Genomic DNA, 18011 nt, shown 5'->3' on the forward strand with positions numbered 1-18011 from the left:
CGTGCAGATTCCGCACCAGCTTGGGCTTGCTGGGCTGATTGTTGGGAAGCCGCGCCCAACTCATCCATTGTGATTGTCGTTTGATTTACAGAGCTCGATTGCTGTGCGGCTGTGCGTTCCTGCTGTTCTACTGTGGCCGCAATTTCTGTGGAAGAACTAACAATCATATTGACTGACTGATTCATGCTCTTTGCAATGCCTGAAGCAATCCCCAGAGCGATCGCAATTGCCGTAAGTGCAGCTACAGCAGTGCTTAAAATCACCACTGTAGTCAGGAACTGCAAAGCTTTAATTTGCTCTTTTTCTTGCTCAATTAAAATCCCTTCCTCGGTGCTTTGAAACTCCTTAGCTATAGCATCAACCTGACGAAGCTTTGGTACAATTTGTGTCTTCCATAAGTTAAGTCCCTCGTCTTGCTTACCTTGAGCAACCAAAGAAAAGGCTTGTTTATAGCCTTGGTCTATCTGATTTTTTAAGACCTTCATTTCCTCTAGCCGCTGGCGCTGTTGCGGGTTTTGTGCCCGATTAAGTAAATCCTGATAGGATTTGTCAAAGCTGTTTGCCTCTTCATTGTATTCAGTTAAGAAAGCACTATCTTTGGCCAAAAAATACCCACGAGCCGCTTTTTGCATACCTGCAAATCCTAGCTGTTGCTCTTTCAAATCTATAACAACAGCATGAGAATTATTTAGCACTTTTGCTTTTTCTTCGACTTCTTTAGCATTAAAGAAAACCAAAGTAGCTGCTCCAACTGAAAGCAAAATCGGTAGGGAATATCCCCACAGAATACGCTCTCTTAATTTGGTGCCTTTGAAGTTAATCATCTTAAATTTTTCCTATCTTTAAAAAACCCACAAATTAATCCCCTTCAAAGCAATGGGAAGTGCATATCCTAGTCGCATCCCGTTTCTCAGCTTTAAGTTGGCAAACATGGCAATGTCTCCTGTTGGGTTAGGTAGCGGAATTATCTCATTCTCAACCATTGACTCAGACTCATCAAGAAAAACCTGAAAAAACTTAATATCGAGCAAGCTATGCAGGTCAAAGCCTTGAGAATTAAGGGTTGTTTTACCTGCTTCGATTTTGGATAAATCCTGTTTATTCGATTGTAGCGAGAAATTCAGGAACCAAACCCAAACATCGTCAATCGATTTTAGATTTTCGATTTTCGATTTTCGATTGAGCCCACGGATAAATGCGGGGGCTCTTCTGATTTTCGATTTTGGATTGATTCCACGGATAAATCACGTGGCGGGTACCACCTTTGAAATTCGTGGTCAAATTCTCTCCCCCACTGTTTCTCTTTCCCAGTGTTCCTCTCTCCCACTATTGATTGGGGTTCAAGTCGATCGCATAAATGTTACAACCTAGTTAAGCAACACAATTTTGAGTTCATGGAAATAGTAGTGACGCTGGTGCTGGGTTCGGTGCTGTTTGTCTGGGGAATGCGCTTCGGGCGGGTGTTAGTTCGATCTGGAGTGACGGCTAACGATTTGTTTAAGGGCAGAAACTCGATCGCCCTGCTGTTTTTGGGTTTTTATATTGCCTTGCTGCTACTGGCTTTAAATATGCCTCAAATGCCTGTTTTGCCGATCGAGTGGCGTTTTCACGGGATGCGAGTTACTTGGACTTTGCTCAGAGTGATGCTGATGGGAGTCTGCGGTATTGGCTTTAGTATAAGTTGGTTGACAGCGCGATCGCAAGTAATCGCAGTAATCTTAATTGGTTGCTTGGGATTGGGAGGATTTACAGGCGCTGAAAACTATTTTATGGCGCCAATTTACGATGATTTAATAGATAATTTGCTGCCAAACGGTGTATTTCGGCAAACATCTAACAGCAGTTGCGCCCCCGCCGCCCTAGCAACAGTGTTAAGGCGTTGGGGAATCGATGCGACGGAATCGAATGTAGCGCGTTTTGCCGGCACGAGTCGCTTGGGAACTTCGATGCCGCAGTTAATTATAGCAGCAAGAGCTTTGGGCGTAAATGCGATCGAACTAACGCCAACTTGGGAGCAAATTCAGCAAATTAATCGCCCCGGAGTGCTAGCAGTTTGGCTATTTGACGGCCCTCGGAAGCTACCCCACGCGGTCGCTTTGCTGGGAATGAATGACAGTGTAGCTGCCATTGGAGACCCGGCGCGGGGCCGGATTTTCTATTTAGATAGAGCAACTTTTGCCCAGGTTTGGCGCGATCAATACGTGCCGATTTTCCGATCGGCGGATATCTTGTTAAGTGACAAACAAGCTATTGACTATTTGAGTAAATTAGGATATAATAGCGGCAATTTAAAAGCAGATATCGAGCGCTTTCAAACAGATAAAAAATTGCAAGTCAGCGGCAACTTAGACCGGATGACTGAGTTAATGTTGAGCGGCAGTTTTTTGCAAGAAGTCCCCAGATTGGATGGGAAATAGTTATTGAAAATCGTCAACCGCAGAGGCACTATTGACCGACAGAGAAGAGGAATCATGCGGTTTTTTTCAAACAATCTTTGAGTCATATTATTTCCGGTCTATTACCCATAATACGGTAGGGGCGGGTTCACGGAAAATATCTGCCAATAATTGACAATCTCAAAAACCCGCCCTTTTAATCGCTCGATCGGACATGATATCATCCGTTCCTAGCGCTGGCAAAGATTCGATCGCCCCAGCCGACGATCGACGATCGCACCTTCGTAGCGTGGCTGCATGAAATTACCGTAAACGTAGGCAGTTGCATCTAATTCCTGCTATATTTTTACGGTCGATCGCACCTTGGCTACGACTCACCGTTTTTGACAATTGGGAACAGTTGAATCGCCCATTTTAGGCTCAGACAGCTTGACTTCCCATCCCGGTAAATTCCACCAATTAACTCGCTGATTCGGCTGAATCCAAAAGTCTAGTTGTGTGATCTTGCCCTCCTCAAATCTGAGTGTAGGAAAGTTAGGATAACTGGTATCATCGGTTTCGCGATAAGTGCGTCCAAGGTAATTTAGGCACGTCGTTAATCCGTCAGTAATTCCCAATTCTTCCACTCCTTTTCCCTTCAATTTGGCATCATCGTAGCTGAAAGAACCGTTGAATGAATTGCCTGCTAACCCGCCTTTGGTAACAGTGATGGTGAAATCGTAGGTGACGGGAACTGCGTAGGCTTGGGTTGCAGTGACAACTGTGCTCAGAAGAGTCGTGGCGATCGCCACCGATAGTTTTGAAATTGCTCGCACACTCGCCTCCCGAAACAGAACCACACTATAAATTTCGCTTTCAATCATCGGGAAACTCCTTGATTACACTTCTCTAGTAAGTGATTTAGCGGATATGATATCATAAGTAATCAGTTAAATGCGATCGCAGCAGAGTGCCAAGCAAACAAAAATTACCGCCTAGGGTTCATAATGTATACTTTTTTTGCACTGAAAACCCAACAGAAAACCAACGTCTTTAATCGCCCAAAATTAACTGAGTAGATTTAACCACATTCATTCCCGCCGCCGCAAATTTTTGATAAGCTGCATCTGCTTGTTCCGTAAAATCAACAACACCCGGAACAACCACAGGCGAAGTGCAATCTTCCAGCAAATAAACCTTCTTTGCCAAATTCGGATCTCGCGCCAAAATTTCCGTTAACAAATCATCAATTGTCCAAGCAACGCAGTGACTTTTGGCTTGTCCGGCAATAATTACCGCATCAAAATCGAGTAATTTATCAATAAACTTAGCATTCTTTTCCGCAATCGGATTGCCGTCGAATCCATCTAACACTTCTGGCCGCAAAACCGAATAGTTTTCAGTCAGTGGATTCCCGCCTTTGATTTCAAAAAGTGCTTGGCTGTTGCGGGCTATAGTATGAAAAAATATTGCTTCTTCCACCGCAGAAACCAGCGCGTGTCCGATGCCACCCAGCATCGAGTGATAGGGCCAAATTGTCAGGGGATATTTCCCATCGGCGCTGAGTTTTTTGACGTAGTGGCAAGCCTGTTTTTCCAGTGCTGAAAAATTGCCCCCGCTGATGCTATCGGCGACGGCTGGATTGACTTTCCAAATGCCTTTTTGGACATCTTCGAGTGTAATAGAAGTTGCGGCGGGTAGGGGGTGTTCGCCAGCTTCGTTTATCCAAAAGATTGGATGAAAAATTTGCATGGCGGTGTGGGTGTCCATTGTCGGCGCTATGGTTGTAATTGCGTTTAAATTGCGGTAAATAAATTCGCACAGCCGCAGGTTATCATCAACTGCACCGCTACCGGAACGCCCGCCCACAAATAATTCAAATTCGGGCAGACAAAAGGTATTTTGGGCATCGATTATCATCAAACAAATGCGGTTTTTGTCGCTGGTTGCTGGTTGGATGTGGTGCTGCTTTGCCCAATTTTTCGCTTGGGCGGCGCGTTCTTGGTAGGGTACTCGCCAGACTTCGCCTAATTTTTCGGGGTCAAAATGTTCGGGGATTGGAAGTTGGGCTTTTGGTGTCATGACGCTCGCTTTTAGGGTAGTTTACAGTAATAATTTAAGTTTGCAGTATAATGCTGATAAATATTTGCGGGTTAATCATGACAAAAGCACGAATCCAAGATTATGCTAGGGTAAAATTTAAACGCATAGTGTTGTTTTTTTCGATCGCACTTTTGCTCGCTCTCTTAATTGTAGCAACTAGATCCGCCTACGTTCAAGATGTTTTGAGAACTCTGTTAATTCGGATCGAGGATTTAGGGTGGTGGGGGCCAGTGGCTTTTGTAGCTACTTATAACTTGGCTACTGTGCTGTTTGTACCGGGTTCGGTACTGACGCTGGGAGGGGGGGCGATTTTTGGTTTGTGGTGGGGTTCGGTTTACGTCTTTGCGGCGTCCACTTTAGGTGCTGTATTTGCTTTTGCGATCGGGCGCTATTTGTGCCGCGATCGCGTGGTAAAATATATGGAATCTCACCCCAAGTTTAAAGCTCTCGATCGCGCAGTTTCCCAACAAGGATTAAAAATAGTTTTTTTGACTCGTCTTTGTCCTTTATTTCCTTTCAATTTATTGAATTACGCTCTGGGAATCACTCAAGTTTCTTTGAAAGATTATGTGCTGGGTTCCTTTGGCATGATACCGGGTACAATTATGTACGTTTACTCCGGTTCTTTGGTGGGAGAGGTGGCTGCGATAGGCACGGCAACTGTGTATGCAAGTCCTCAAGATTCCGCAGTAAAATGGTTGATTAATATTATCAGCTTTCTTGCTACTGTCGCTGTTACTGTATTTATCACTCGCATAGCCAGCAAAGCTTTGGAAGAAAGTATTTAATTAGGATAATTTGCCAATGTCGCAGTCAAAAGTCGATCGCGTAACTGTCCCCCCGATGGACGAGCACAACCAGAAATTAGTCTCCTATTTGCATCCCCCCGATTGGGTAAATCCGCAGCCGGCTAGCAGTTATAATTTAGTAGTAATTGGCGCGGGGCCCGCTGGATTAATTGTTGCTGCAGGTGCCGCAGGTTTGGGCGCGAAAGTTGCTTTGATTGAAAAACATTTGATGGGCGGCGACTGTTTGAATGTCGGTTGTGTGCCGTCAAAAGCTTTAATTCGAGCGTCTCGCACTGTTGGCGATATCTGGGAAGCCAATAAATTTGGTGTTAATGTTTCTAACGGTGCAGAAGTGGATTTTGCCGCTGTGATGGAACGGCTGCGCCGCATCAGGGCGGGAATCAGCGATGTTGATTCTGTTGAACGCTACCAGCACAAATTAGGAGTTGATGTTTTTTTAGGTTCTGGTCGTTTTACTAGCAATTCTACCATAGAAGTTGCAGGTCAAACTCTCCGCTTTAAAAAAGCAGTAATTGCCACAGGTGCAAGGGCGCTACAACCACAAATTCCCGGTTTACAAGAAGCTGGATATTTGACAAATGAAACTGTCTTTAACCTCACACAAAGGCCTCAGCGTTTGGCCGTAATTGGGGCAGGGCCGATCGGCTGCGAATTGGCTCAAGCCTTTCGGCGGCTGGGTTCGGAAGTCGTGTTGCTGCACAAAAATGCTCAGATTTTAGACAAAGAAGATGCGGAGGCTGCTAAAATCGTGCAGCAGGCTTTTCTACGCGAAGAAATTCAACTAATACTAGAATCCACAATAGAGCGCGTTGAGAAAACAAATGCAGGCAAAGTAATTTATTATAAATGTCAAGGTAAGGAAGGATCGGTAACAGTAGATGAAATTATTGTGAGTACAGGGCGATCGCCCAACGTGGAAAGATTGAATCTGGAGGCTGTGGGTGTCGAATACGATACACAAACGGGCGTCTTTGTCAACGACAACTTACAAACTACTAATCCCCGCATTTATGCCGCTGGGGATATTTGCATGAAACATAAATTTACTCACGCTGCTGATTTTGCCGCGAGAATGGTAATCCAAAACACTCTATTTTTCGGACGCAAAAAGCTCAGCGCTTTGACGATACCTTGGTGTACTTACACAAACCCAGAAATTGCGCGCGTGGGATTGGGCGATCGCGAGGCTAAGGAAAAAGGCATTGATATCGATACATTTTTAATTCCTTTCAGTCAAGTCGATCGGGCAATTATTGACGGCGAAGAGGAAGGATTTGTGAAAATTCACGTCAAGAAAGGCAGCGATAAAATATTAGGTGCAACTATTGTAGCGCGACACGCTGGGGATATGATTAGCGAAATTACTTTGGCAATGGTTAACAATATTGGTTTAGGAAAAATTGCTAGCACAATTCACCCGTATCCGACACAAGCTGATGCAATTCGGAAAGCAGGAGATGCTTACAATCGCACTCGTTTGACGCCGTTTGTGAAAAACTTGTTTAACCGCTGGCTGGCTTGGACGCGATAAGTAAATAATTGTGGAACAGGCATCTTGCCTGTTCATTATCGGCTTTTATGGGCGGCGTCGAAGCCCACCACAAAATAAAATTCACTCTCTGTAGAACAGGCATCTTGCCTGTTCATAAAAAAGCTGCAGAATTAGGTGTGTTTTTATCCTTCTGTTTCTGTTTCTGTTTCCAATCCAACACCTTCATACAAAAGTGCGATCGGCAAATCAAACTCAATGCTTGATAAAGTTACAATCTCCCCAGCAGTGTAAGAATAGTAAAGCCACATTCTCCCCTCTCCCCGACAGTAACGCTCAACAAAAATCTTTTGTGAATCAATCAAGATATACTCTTGCAAAGTCGGAATTTTCAGGTAACAAGTAAATTTTTCATCCCTATCTTTAGCACTTGTACTGGGTGAAAGAACTTCGACAATAATTTTAGGATTCTGAATGAATGTGCGGGAATTGAGGTCTTGAGGGTCGCAACTGACTATCACATCAGGGTAGTAGTAACGGCTTTGAAAACTGACTTGCAATTTCACATCTGACACGTTCATCCGACAGCCTGTGGAACGCAGATGTGGGCGCAATGCAGTGTAAAAGTTAAGTGCAAGATCGTTATGAGGAATTGTACTGCCCGTCATGGCAAAAACTTCGCCATTGACATATTCGTGGCGAATCTCTTGTTGAGCTTCCCATTCGAGATATTCCTCAACGGTCATTTTTTGGGGCGCTTCGGGAATGGCTATCATAACAAAATTTTTTGCAATGTTACTTTGATTGTAGCATTAGGGATGGGACAATGGTTGGAAGTTGCGATCGCCCCCACCAACAAACCCTGCCTTAAAAATCCCCTTCATCTACTTGGAATACCGTCAATCCCAAGCTTCTCCACATATCAACAACTTGCTGGCGATCGTCCAACACAAACTTAACATTATATTTCCCTTCAATATGCCGCCGATAGAACTCCTCTTTAATAATCGAATCCTTCCTCATATCTCCGGTTTTCCGCATATAAAGACTGGCATAATTAACCTCGTACTGCTGCAACCATTTTTCAGTTTGAGGCTGACAGTCATCCGTTCGGCCCGACACTACAATAATATGGGCGCTAGACTGCCACTTGCGAACGGTATCTAAAACTGGCTGATTTGGCAAATCGCGATCGCACGTAGAAGCATCAAAAGGATTTCTGCCATTGAGAAGTGCCAGCGTACCGTCCATATCGACAATAATTGCATCCGGCAAATCCGGGTTATATTCCGGCGGCGCAACGGGAACACGCACGTACTTATTGTACATCTTCATAATCACATCTTTGCCAACAGAATTAAGCCTTTTTAAATCCCGTTTAATACATTCCTCAACCGGAACTTGCAGGAAAGAATCATTAACTTCGACAACAGCTTTACCTTTAACCAACTCCTTGATATGCTCGATGTGAGGGCCAAAATTAGTATCATCAACAATGACGTGCTTGCCACTTTCCAAAGCCATCAAAATAATCGTATCTCTCAACTTCACGATAAACTTTTCATTTGCAGGCGACCAATGAGAAGCGTGAGCCATTTCTCTGAGCAAATCTTTATTGCTACGCACCCACTTTGCAGGTTCAGACAGCAGTAATTCCCTAGCAAATTGAGATTTTCCCGAAGCAGGTAAACCGACCAGTACAATAACTCTTTTCATGGCAATTGGTAATTGGTAATTGGGCATAGGGCATTGGGCATTGGGCATAGGGCATAGGGCATTGGGCATTGGGCATTGGGTATTGTTTAAATACTTACCTCTTCATTCCATCCGTTACATCCGTTACATCCCGTACATTGCTCGTTGCCGAACTTCCCTCTTCCCTCTTCCTTCAACATCTGCCTCACGCTCGATCATTAATCCGTGTATCCGTGTCAAAATCCGTGTCGTGCCTTCCTTCTTCTACAAACCTAGATGGATGTAATCTAAACCCAACAACTCCTCTATTTTATGAATAGTAACATCCCGGAGAGCTTCTTTCACTCCCGCAACTCTTCGGGCCCGCAAAGAAAACAAAATCCCGGAATACGGCAAATGTTTCACAGCTAATGCAAAATCTTTCTGAACTTCGATATGTTCATGCTGTCGGTAAGCTTCCTCGATTTCTTCAACCAAAGATTGATATTTGTCCTTAACTTGTTGATACAACTCACTCCACTCAGGAAAATAAGCTAAAAACTCTTCTCCTTCATTAGTTAAAACAATTTCTATCAGGCGGCGGGTGGAAAACCCTTCGCGGAGATGGGAAATCGCGACATATTGCGGAGACTTAACTTTAACTCTGTTGAAGTTAGCATCGCAGATTATATACCCTTCCGAATCCATCGGATCTAAATGTTGAGCCGCTTCAATAACTTCTTTCCAGCTAGTTAAAGGATAGGATGCGACCAATTCCCATCCGTATTTATTTGCCCAAAGACTTGGGTCTGTTTCTAGCAGCGTTTGAGTGTTGCGAACCCCATGCAGCACGATTTGATTGTTTTGTTGCTGGACAACTATTCTATTGTAAGGCGTCATCAACTCAAAGATAAAACACTGGTCGGTTTCTTGGGGCAATTGATATGCCAATTCTTGCCAGACTTTCCAAAAAAGTTCGGCAAAGCTGAACCCAAAACCATTAACTTCGCCGGCGGCGTCGGGAGTGCCGCTAGATTGCACTCTCCATTCTCCCTTGTAAAAATACAGTACAGTCAGAGAACCGTCTAGTTTTTCATAAACTTTGGCATTTCTCCAATCAATTGCAGCAGCGTGAATTTCTCCGTAATTAAAAAATTTGTCGTAGGGATAAGAAACTATCTGCCAATCTTGAGATGAATCTAAAATAATGCCTCGGCACTGCTGCACTATTTTTTCGCCCAGGGGAGATTCTATCTGCGAGTATTTCAGACAGACTAAATCGGGATATTGGCGGTGGCGGGTAACTTTGATATGATAAGTTTCGGACAAAGTTTCCAATCCGTGCTGGCGCAAATACTCTTGCAGTTCCACGATCGACTCCTAAATTGCTCGCCTTCTCTATATTAGATATAACTTCCTATTCTGGCAACCTTGTCAAGATAGTTAAAAAACATTTTTCCCGGAAAAGCGAGTGTGAATTTTGTATTTTGAATTATGGTTGTGCATAAGTGAATGCGGTTCGCCGCCCAACTAAACCCTTGGAATATTAAGGAAAAAGACAGTGAAGAAGAAATTATTATTTTTGGCTACTTCTGCTGGTGTATTGACTGCTTTAGTGCCTCTCTCGGTTGTTTTGGGATCTTCGCAATTGTCGCTGCGACAATCGGGAACAACACAAATTGCTCAAGGAGGCACTGCGGTTCCGGTAAGTGAAATTTTGCCAAAGTTAAAAGGCAAAACGCAAGTGCCTATTTTTATTCCCAGCAGGATTCCGGTTTCGCAAAAAATGTACTATCCAACTACAGCAAAAGCTGACAGCTATACTATTTCAATGGAGTATACAGCAGATTGCCGAGGTGCAGGAGCTTGCAGTTTTGGGGAAATTCGAGGTCAGAAAGGCGGGGAGTTTACTACAAAACTAGAAGGGGTAACTAAGACATTAAAAAATGTTCAACTTGCGGGCGGAGTGAAAGGAGTTTTTCACAATGGTTGCGGGGCTTACTGCACAGCAACTCTTGAGTGGAAAACTCAGGGTTTTATGTATACCGTAGCCATTAAGAACGGACGGGAATCTGATTTAATTTTAATAGCAAATTCTGCTATTCAAGCTGGAAAGCGTTAAGTTTGGCAGTCTGGGAGGCACAACTTCTATATGTATGGTGGGTAAGCGCGCACTTTACCGTTATTGTATGATATATCTTAACTGGCACTCGCCCCTTACAAGATGCTATGGTTTTTTTGCGCTGACCTACTTAGGGGGAAATCAGGATGAGGAGAAGATGGCTATTTGCGGCGATTTTTGCTTGTGTGGTGACTGCTTTTACCATCGCACCTTTGACACCAAACTCAGCGTTAGCAAGGACTGAACTCCCGATTACAGAAATCCGCTGGTTTAATTATTCCCCTGAAGATAGCTGGCAACCGATACAATTTATTGTACCCGATCGCAACACTGCAAAATCTGCCGGCGGCCGCAAGTTGCGGTTGTACGATGTTCATATTGCCAAGATGTTTGAGATTTCTCATTTTCTGTGCGATCGCGATCGTGCTTCTGAGGGTTACACTTGGTCTTATCAAGCGGAAAATGGCAGTATTGAGATGGGACGCTTCAAAATTAGCTGTAATCTCGCCCGTTCCATAGCCACAGCTTACGGCTTAGGCAAACCCGAAATTACAGTGATTCGCCGCAACTTCAACCTGACAAACGGTCGCCCTTCTTTTGCGCTAGAAAAATACTCGATTCCCACTTTTAACATTGCTAAAAATAGAGTTGTGCAGTGGAGGAATTTTGTGCAAAAGTTGCCCCCCATCCCCGATAACTTAGGTGCAAACCAAGCTAACAGTCGTTTTCCTGCGAGTAACATTTCTAGACAAATCAAAGGCAAAACGCGAGTGCCTGTTTTTCTTCCGAGTAGACTTCCTTTATCAGACATTCAGCAACTTGATTTTGATGTGCAAGCAGGTTCCCACGGTTACATTGTGGGAATGTATTTAGGCAAAGGATGCCGCGCGGGAGCCTGTTATTTCGGCACAATCGAAGCTAAAAGAAATGAACCGTTTTCGCCTCCTTCGCGATTGCCGCAGGATACTTACAGAAGCGTTGAATTGGCGGGCGGATTCAGGGGGATTTATTTCAATAATTGCGGTGCTTACTGCACTGCTTTTGTTGAGTGGCAAAGGCTGGGGGTGCTGTACCGAGTCACAAGGAAAAACGCACGGCAGCAAGAAGTTGTCCAGATAGCAAATTCTGCACTTCAAGCAGGGCAACGTTAAATTTGGGTGGGAAATGGAAAAGGTCGATCGACCTTTTTCGCATTAAATATCCCGTTGCTGTACACTTAAAAAGTACCTAAAAAACTAATGAGATGCCTGCGATTAGCCTTGAAGAAGCCAAGCAGAGTCTGCAAGCTATCTTGGAAAAGGTGGCCAAAGGAGAAGAAGTGACGATCGTACAGGAAGGCCAAGTAGTAGCTCGCGTAGTCCCGCCGCTATCCAAGGAGCAGCGGTTAGCTAGGCGTAAAGCATTCCGAAACTCCATTAATGTCAAGGGCGAGCCGATGAGTGCAACAGTCATTAGGCTAAGGGAGGAAGCACGGTATTGATTTATATAGATATTATTAAAGTAAAATTCAGTTATTAATTGCCGTAGCTGATGGCTAAAAGTTCGATCGCCCTTTTGTCAAGGAAGCTGCACTTATGCCTCCACCAAAGGTGCATAGCAGGATTTCATATCCTCGCGGGAGATGATTTTAGTTGATGTTTCCGCAGGTTCTAATCCCTTGCGAGCGTTGAGCCAAGGTGTCTCTGATTGCGTCAATTCTGCAAGATGTTTAGCACTTAATTCTCCATAAGCATTCCAAACTTCTTCGAGAACCTCGATTTCATCTTCATCAAATTTTTCTTCAAAATTATCTGGAGCTGGAATATCGCTATATTTGTAAGCTGTGTACTCATGCCAAACATCGCGGACAACTGGGCCGGAAACCCAAGCTTCAATATCTTGATAAAATAGCGGCTGGCTTCTAAAGACTAAACTCCAAGCTTGTGCATAATACACGAGCTTTTGCAGTTTCAGCCCAGAAATGGTATCGCCTGCTTCTCTATCGACACGGCATAAAAAGTAACGAGCTACATCAAGAGCACTTTTCATAGTTTTAGGATTTGAGTAATTTGACAAATTCACTTTTGATGCTAAGCTATTTGGTTGCTTTAGAAGTACGATCGCAATTACGATCGCCCTTTTCCCCTCACAACTACATTTCTCTCCCCAAATCTCGCAACCTTTGAGCTAATCCTTTCTCGCTGCAGCTAAGCTAACTCCTCATGTCAACCAGGTTCATCCGGCTAGACCCTAGGTAAATCGTACACCGCCGGCAGCCTTTGCTTCGGAATGTCGATCGCCCCCGTGCCAGCCAAGCCCACTGCTGGATGGGAAACATCATCAAGAATCAGTGCTACTGGCCGTCATACGATTTTAGATTTTAGATTTTAGATTTTAGGTTGGCAAGCGCTTATTATGTAAGCGTTTCGAGCTTGCCTACCGTTGCGTCCTTTTTTCAAACAGGCGGTCAAAATCTGGTATTTCTATTTTATCGCCCGAATTATCCCAACCAGCAATTAAAGTCCCCACCTGCGGTACGCTAGATCAGGTGAATATATTGGCTGATTTCAAGCTATCCTCCGATCGATCTTATGTCCCCAACCACATCTGCCCCTTCCCGAACCGTTCGCATCGGTTCCCGCAAAAGCCAACTCGCTCTCGTGCAAACCCACTGGGTGCAAGAACAGCTACAGAAACACTTCCCGGAACACACTTTTGAAGTCCACACCATGTCCACCCAAGGGGACATAATTCTTGATGTCGCCCTCGCTAAAATTGGCGATAAAGGACTTTTCACCAAAGAATTAGAAACGGGAATGATTAACAATGAAACGGACTTTGCCGTTCATTCCCTCAAAGATTTGCCTACCAATTTGCCCGAAGGTTTAATTTTAGGATGCGTCACCGAACGGGAAAATCCCGCTGACGCCCTGGTAGTTCACTCCAAGCACAAAGACAAGCAACTCGACACCCTCCCAGAAGGTTCAGTAATCGGCACTTCTTCCCTGCGGCGGCTGGCTCAACTGCGGCACCATTTCCCTCATTTTGAATTTAAAGATATTCGCGGCAATCTCAATACTCGACTCGCTAAATTAGATGAGGGCGGTTATGACGCGATTATTTTAGCAGTTGCCGGATTGGAAAGATTGGGAATGGGCGATCGCATCCACCAAATTATCCCTGCTGATATCTCCCTTCACGCCGTCGGACAAGGTGCTTTGGGCATCGAATGCCGCGCCGGAGACACAGAAATCATGGCACTGATTAAAGCTCTCGAACACTCGGAAACCGCCCAAAGATGTTATGCTGAACGCGCATTCCTGCGGGAATTAGAAGGTGGCTGTCAAGTGCCGATCGGCGTCAATACCAAAATAGAAAACGGTCAATTAACCTTAACCGGAATGGTATCGAGTCTCGACGGCCAGCGATTCGTCAAAGATAGTGTTTCCGGGGCCGCCGAGACTGCTGAAATGATCGGAATTGACCTCGCTCACCGACTGCGCCAACAGGGTGCTAGTGCAATTTTGGAGGAAATATTTGTCGAAGTTCAACGTGGTTCCTAAAACCGCTCCGCATCTCTTTGTCAATGCTTTTAGATGCGATATATCGCCTTTTGTACAATAATAAAAATAACAGGCGTTTCGCGGCAAAACAGATAGAGTAGCAGTCTGATTGTAGATTTTTGATGGGATTTTAGGTAGGACTTGCGCGATAGATTTCAAAAATACCTGACTAATTTAGGACGCTCCGCACGGGTGTTAAGCAACCCGGTTTCTGATGTAAGTCTCGCTGTATAGCCCAAGATTTATGGTAAAAACCGGTTTTTTTCGTAAGTCCTATAATTCTTAACCTACCCATCCACAATCTACAATCAAACATCCAAAATTAATCAGCAATTTATTTCAGGTAAAAGCCAAATATGAGCGCTAGAGAAATTCAATTAAAGCTGGAATTGAAAAAGGTTCAGCAACTTTATAGCAAAATGCAGGCCGACCAACAAGCTTTGCAGAAGCAATTGAAAGAGTTCAAAACTCAAGCAGGAAATTTTTCGGATGTAGTCGAGCAAGTCTTGCCATCCGTAGTGTCAATTTACGTCATGGATTGGGATACAGAAGAAGAGATTTCTTCAGGGAGCGGGTTCTTTGTATCGCCGGACATAATTGTCACGAACTATCACGTTGTAGAAGATATTGCCGATCAAGATTACTTCTATGAAGAAGATGAACTCGAACAGGTTTTAGTCGAAACTCACGACGGAAAATTGAGATTGGCAGAGGTGGTGTTTACTGGGAATGCTGAAGAAGATTTAGCATTACTCTTAATTAGCGACTTTACCTTCGACCCGAACACAGGGGAACAAGTGGAATCTCCCCAAGAATATCCTCCCCTAGAGTTGTCTTTTGATGTGAAAGTGGGAGATAGAGTAATTGCTGTGGGCAATCCTTTAGGGCAGTTTGCTTCAACTGTAACTCAAGGTATTGTGAGTGCAATTCGCGAACCCGAAGAATATGAAGAAAGCGATGACGACGAAGATGATGTGGGTGAGGTGAAGGTGTTGCAAACTGATGCGGCGATTAATCCTGGAAATTCCGGCGGGCCACTGATTAATATGGCAGGTCAAGTGGTAGGGGTGAATACGTGGGGATGGGAAGATGCTGATAATATTAATTTGGCGATCGCCTCTGAAGCTTTGGATGATTTTCTAGCGGGATTTGAGGAGACTTTTGAGGACAATTCTCAGAATTAGTCGGGAGTTATCCGTAATATGTGATTCGGGCGATCGCACTTTTTCTGAGAGGGGATGGAAAAGGCGATCGCTATTTCCTTAACTCAATTGGCGTAAGTCCCACGCTGTAATTGTACTCAATTGGGCGTTGGGATATAAGCCAAGCAAGGTATATGAAAAAGAGCGACAATTTACTGTTTCTCTAGCACAAAAACTTGTAAGATATAAGTGGTTGCGACCCACCCACTCGACTGCAAACAACAGGTCACAGTAGCAGTAGTATGCTTACCAAGGATAACTGCGAGAGAAAGGGGGAAAAAACAGACCGCTGGTTGGCAAGGTAATGCCCTACCGTAAAATATAAACCATGTTTGTTGTACGAAAACAGTTTTTGGTCTTGGGAAACAGGACTTCTGCGTGGGTTCCCTACGAAGGGATAAAGGCTGCAAAGCTAGAGATGCAGTGTCAGACTCGGATCGTCTTCAGTGACGAATCTCAGTAATGAGATACCTAACAGAGCAACGGCAGATGATACACGAAGCCTACACGCTGACCGAAGGTCAGTGCTAGGTATTTCACTCTAGACTAACAATCTCAAGGAACACAAAAAAATAATGCGTATTTTATTTGTATCCGCCGAAGCATCACCCCTCGCCAAAGTGGGCGGTATGGGCGATGTCGTCGGCGCTTTGCCGAAATTTCTGCGGCGCATGGGCCACGATGTCCGCATCTTCATGCCCTACTACGGTTTCGTCCCCGACAAAATGGACGTTCCCAAAAAACCTGTTTGGGATGGGTCTGCCATGTTCCAAAGCTTCTCGGTGTTTGAAACTGTTTTGCCGGGAACCGATGTACCTTTATACTTATTGCAACATCCATCTTTCTTACCGCGCCGCGTTTACGGCGGTGTAGATGAAGATTGGAGGTTCACTTTCTTTGCCAATGCTGCGGCTGAATTTGCCTGGAATCATTGGAAGCCCCAAATTATCCACTGTCACGACTGGCATACGGGGATGATACCTGTTTGGATGAGCCAAGACCCCGATATCAGCACGGTTTTTACTATTCACAATTTAGCTTATCAAGGGCCGTGGCGCTGGCGTTTGGAGCAGATGACTTGGTGTCCTTGGTATATGCAAGGTCACAATACAATGGCTGCCGCAGTACAGTTTGCCGATCGAGTAAATACAGTTTCACCGACTTACGCCGAGCAAATCAAAACCCCAGCTTATGGGGAAACTTTGGAAGGTTTGCTGTCTTATCTCGGCGGTAAAGTATCGGGCATTTTGAACGGAATTGATACAGAATCTTACAACCCAGCAACTGACAAGTACCTCCATCAACAATTTAGTGTTGATACTATTGAAAAGCGCCCCGCTAATAAAATTGCGCTGCAAGAAGAAGTCGGCTTGGAAGTAAATAAAAATGCCTTTTTGATCGGCATGGTGACAAGGCTGGTAGAACAGAAGGGATTGGATTTGATAATTCAAATGCTCGATCTGTTCATGGCCTATACCGACGCTCAATTTATTGTACTCGGAACGGGCGATCGCTACTACGAAACCCAACTCTGGCAAATGACAGCCCGCTATCCCGGTAGGATGTCCACCCAACTACTTTACAACGAAGCCCTCTCCCGGCGTGTTTACGCAGGCTGCGACAGCTTCCTGATGCCCAGCCGTTTCGAGCCCTGTGGCATCAGCCAAATGCTCGCCCTCCGCTACGGGTGCGTGCCAATGGTTCGTCGCACCGGCGGTTTAGTCGATACCGTTTCCCACAACAACCCGATCGACAATACCGGAACCGGTTACTGTTTCGATCGCTACGAACCCCTGGACTTGTTCACCTGCATGATCAGAACTTGGGAAGGTTTCCGCTACAAAGATAAGTGGAGAGAACTGCAACAGCGCGGCATGAGAGAAGATTTTAGCTGGGATATTTCGGCACGGAAATACGTCCACTTGTACAGCGATATTTTGGGACTGCCGCCGGAAGGAATCGCACCGGAACCAGAGCCAGAATTGAGCGTTGGCAAGGCTTAATTTTAGTAAGGTGCGTCAGTCGGCGTTTGATTCAACTGAATCGAAGGGCGATCGGCTGACGCAACCTACAGCTTAGTAAGGTGCATCAGTCAATCGATTTTAGATTTTAGATTTTAGATTGAAGCATTGACCCCACGGATGAGTTCGGGGGCTTGTATCCTATAGATGCTTTCAGTCAGTTTTTGATTCAATTTAATCGATCAACTGACTACTGACTACTGACTACTGACTACTGACAAATTAATCAACAAATAAATCGAGAGGTAAATGACCGTAAGTGCCAGTAACTCCATCTTCTGAGGCCGATTGGCACGACACCAAAACGCCCCGGTAAGTTCCGGGATAGCCGTCAACATAATACGACCCCTTCAAAGTATTGAACTTAATATAAACCGAACCAGCAAAGGTCGAGACAGCATTGGGATCTAAAACAGCTTGATATCCCAAAGCTTTTAAATAAGCTTCTAAAGCTAAAAACCCCTCATCCGTCGAAGAAGCGCACACTCCCAACATTTGATAATCCGACAAACTTGCTACCAGCAAAATCGCTTGACGGAGTGCCTGTTTTTCCAGCGGCGATGCTACAGATTGCATATCCAGACAAGTGAAATCTTTGAGGATTTGCTGTGCTTCTTCAACAGTTAGGGTAGTCGGGTTTTGAGTAGACATGAATTGCTCTGATATTTCCCAAA

Annotated in this window: 18 protein-coding genes; 9 read left to right on the forward strand and 9 right to left on the reverse strand. The window is 44.7% G+C overall.

Annotated features, from left to right (window positions below; genetic code table 11):
* On the reverse strand, positions 1-824 hold an 824-nt coding region (locus QUB06_RS21875; RefSeq protein ID WP_333437049.1), incomplete at its 3' end, for a CHASE3 domain-containing protein.
* Between the two features lie 18 nt (positions 825-842).
* The gene (locus QUB06_RS21880; protein WP_333437050.1) at positions 843-983 is read right to left on the reverse strand and encodes a hypothetical protein; all 141 of its coding nucleotides are present in this window, start codon (positions 981-983) and stop codon (positions 843-845) included.
* A 411-nt stretch (positions 984-1394) separates the two neighbouring features.
* Here QUB06_RS21880 and QUB06_RS21885 point away from each other — a divergent pair, with 411 nt between their 5' ends.
* Positions 1395-2417 (forward strand): cysteine peptidase family C39 domain-containing protein, encoded by a 1023-nt coding sequence (locus tag QUB06_RS21885; RefSeq protein WP_333437051.1) that lies wholly within the window; start codon positions 1395-1397, stop codon positions 2415-2417.
* Positions 2418-2770: 353 nt separating this feature from the next.
* Here QUB06_RS21885 and QUB06_RS21890 read toward each other — a convergent pair whose 3' ends face one another.
* Positions 2771-3259 carry a hypothetical protein gene (locus QUB06_RS21890; RefSeq protein ID WP_333437052.1) on the reverse strand — a complete coding sequence of 163 codons (489 nt, stop codon included), beginning with the start codon at positions 3257-3259 and terminating at the stop codon, positions 2771-2773.
* Between the two features lie 169 nt (positions 3260-3428).
* Entirely contained in the window at positions 3429-4457 is a 1029-nt protein-coding gene (locus QUB06_RS21895; RefSeq protein ID WP_333437053.1) for an isochorismatase, read from the reverse strand.
* Positions 4458-4534: 77 nt separating this feature from the next.
* Here QUB06_RS21895 and QUB06_RS21900 point away from each other — a divergent pair, with 77 nt between their 5' ends.
* Entirely contained in the window at positions 4535-5266 is a 732-nt protein-coding gene (locus QUB06_RS21900; protein WP_333437054.1) for a TVP38/TMEM64 family protein, read from the forward strand.
* Positions 5267-5282: 16 nt separating this feature from the next.
* Positions 5283-6818, forward strand: coding sequence for a mercuric reductase (locus QUB06_RS21905; RefSeq protein WP_333437055.1), 1536 nt, complete (start codon positions 5283-5285; stop codon positions 6816-6818).
* A gap of 143 nt (positions 6819-6961) precedes the next feature.
* Here the strand turns inward: QUB06_RS21905 and QUB06_RS21910 are convergent, their stop codons facing one another.
* The 3 genes from QUB06_RS21910 to QUB06_RS21920 all read right to left on the reverse strand — a co-directional run bounded on the left by QUB06_RS21910 (position 6962) and on the right by QUB06_RS21920 (position 9821).
* A complete protein-coding gene (locus QUB06_RS21910; protein WP_333437056.1) occupies positions 6962-7552 on the reverse strand; it encodes a Uma2 family endonuclease in 591 nt (196 codons plus the stop codon).
* Between the two features lie 91 nt (positions 7553-7643).
* Positions 7644-8492, reverse strand: coding sequence for a phosphatase domain-containing protein (locus QUB06_RS21915; protein WP_333437057.1), 849 nt, complete (start codon positions 8490-8492; stop codon positions 7644-7646).
* Between the two features lie 243 nt (positions 8493-8735).
* Complete coding sequence (locus tag QUB06_RS21920; protein ID WP_333437058.1) at positions 8736-9821, reverse strand: T4 RnlA family RNA ligase; 1086 nt, start codon at positions 9819-9821, stop codon at positions 8736-8738.
* A 190-nt stretch (positions 9822-10011) separates the two neighbouring features.
* Between QUB06_RS21920 and QUB06_RS21925 the strand changes: the two genes are divergently transcribed.
* The 3 genes from QUB06_RS21925 to QUB06_RS21935 all read left to right on the forward strand — a co-directional run bounded on the left by QUB06_RS21925 (position 10012) and on the right by QUB06_RS21935 (position 12052).
* Positions 10012-10572, forward strand: coding sequence for a hypothetical protein (locus QUB06_RS21925; protein WP_333437059.1), 561 nt, complete (start codon positions 10012-10014; stop codon positions 10570-10572).
* Positions 10573-10718: 146 nt separating this feature from the next.
* Positions 10719-11723, forward strand: a complete 1005-nt coding sequence (locus tag QUB06_RS21930; protein ID WP_333437060.1) for a hypothetical protein — start codon at positions 10719-10721, stop codon at positions 11721-11723.
* Positions 11724-11815: 92 nt separating this feature from the next.
* The gene (locus QUB06_RS21935) at positions 11816-12052 is read left to right on the forward strand and encodes a type II toxin-antitoxin system prevent-host-death family antitoxin (protein ID WP_333437061.1); all 237 of its coding nucleotides are present in this window, start codon (positions 11816-11818) and stop codon (positions 12050-12052) included.
* Positions 12053-12144: 92 nt separating this feature from the next.
* Here the strand turns inward: QUB06_RS21935 and QUB06_RS21940 are convergent, their stop codons facing one another.
* Complete coding sequence (locus QUB06_RS21940; protein ID WP_333437062.1) at positions 12145-12600, reverse strand: type II toxin-antitoxin system antitoxin SocA domain-containing protein; 456 nt, start codon at positions 12598-12600, stop codon at positions 12145-12147.
* A gap of 542 nt (positions 12601-13142) precedes the next feature.
* Between QUB06_RS21940 and hemC the strand changes: the two genes are divergently transcribed.
* The 3 genes from hemC (at position 13143) to glgA (ending at position 17319) form a co-directional block, all read left to right on the forward strand.
* Complete coding sequence (gene hemC / locus QUB06_RS21945) at positions 13143-14114, forward strand: hydroxymethylbilane synthase (protein WP_333437063.1); 972 nt, start codon at positions 13143-13145, stop codon at positions 14112-14114.
* A 356-nt stretch (positions 14115-14470) separates the two neighbouring features.
* Positions 14471-15298, forward strand: coding sequence for a S1C family serine protease (locus QUB06_RS21950; protein ID WP_333437064.1), 828 nt, complete (start codon positions 14471-14473; stop codon positions 15296-15298).
* Positions 15299-15891: 593 nt separating this feature from the next.
* Positions 15892-17319 carry a glycogen synthase GlgA gene (gene glgA, locus QUB06_RS21955; RefSeq protein ID WP_333437065.1) on the forward strand — a complete coding sequence of 476 codons (1428 nt, stop codon included), beginning with the start codon at positions 15892-15894 and terminating at the stop codon, positions 17317-17319.
* 240 nt (positions 17320-17559) lie between these two features.
* On the opposite strand, the gene QUB06_RS21960 is transcribed toward glgA, so the two are convergent.
* Positions 17560-17988 (reverse strand): DUF1824 family protein, encoded by a 429-nt coding sequence (locus QUB06_RS21960; RefSeq protein WP_333437066.1) that lies wholly within the window; start codon positions 17986-17988, stop codon positions 17560-17562.
* Positions 17989-18011 lie beyond the last annotated feature (23 nt).

Origin of the sequence: Microcoleus sp. D2_18a_D3 (genome assembly GCF_036702455.1) — a bacterium.
In the GTDB taxonomy this organism is placed as follows: domain Bacteria; phylum Cyanobacteriota; class Cyanobacteriia; order Cyanobacteriales; family Microcoleaceae; genus Microcoleus.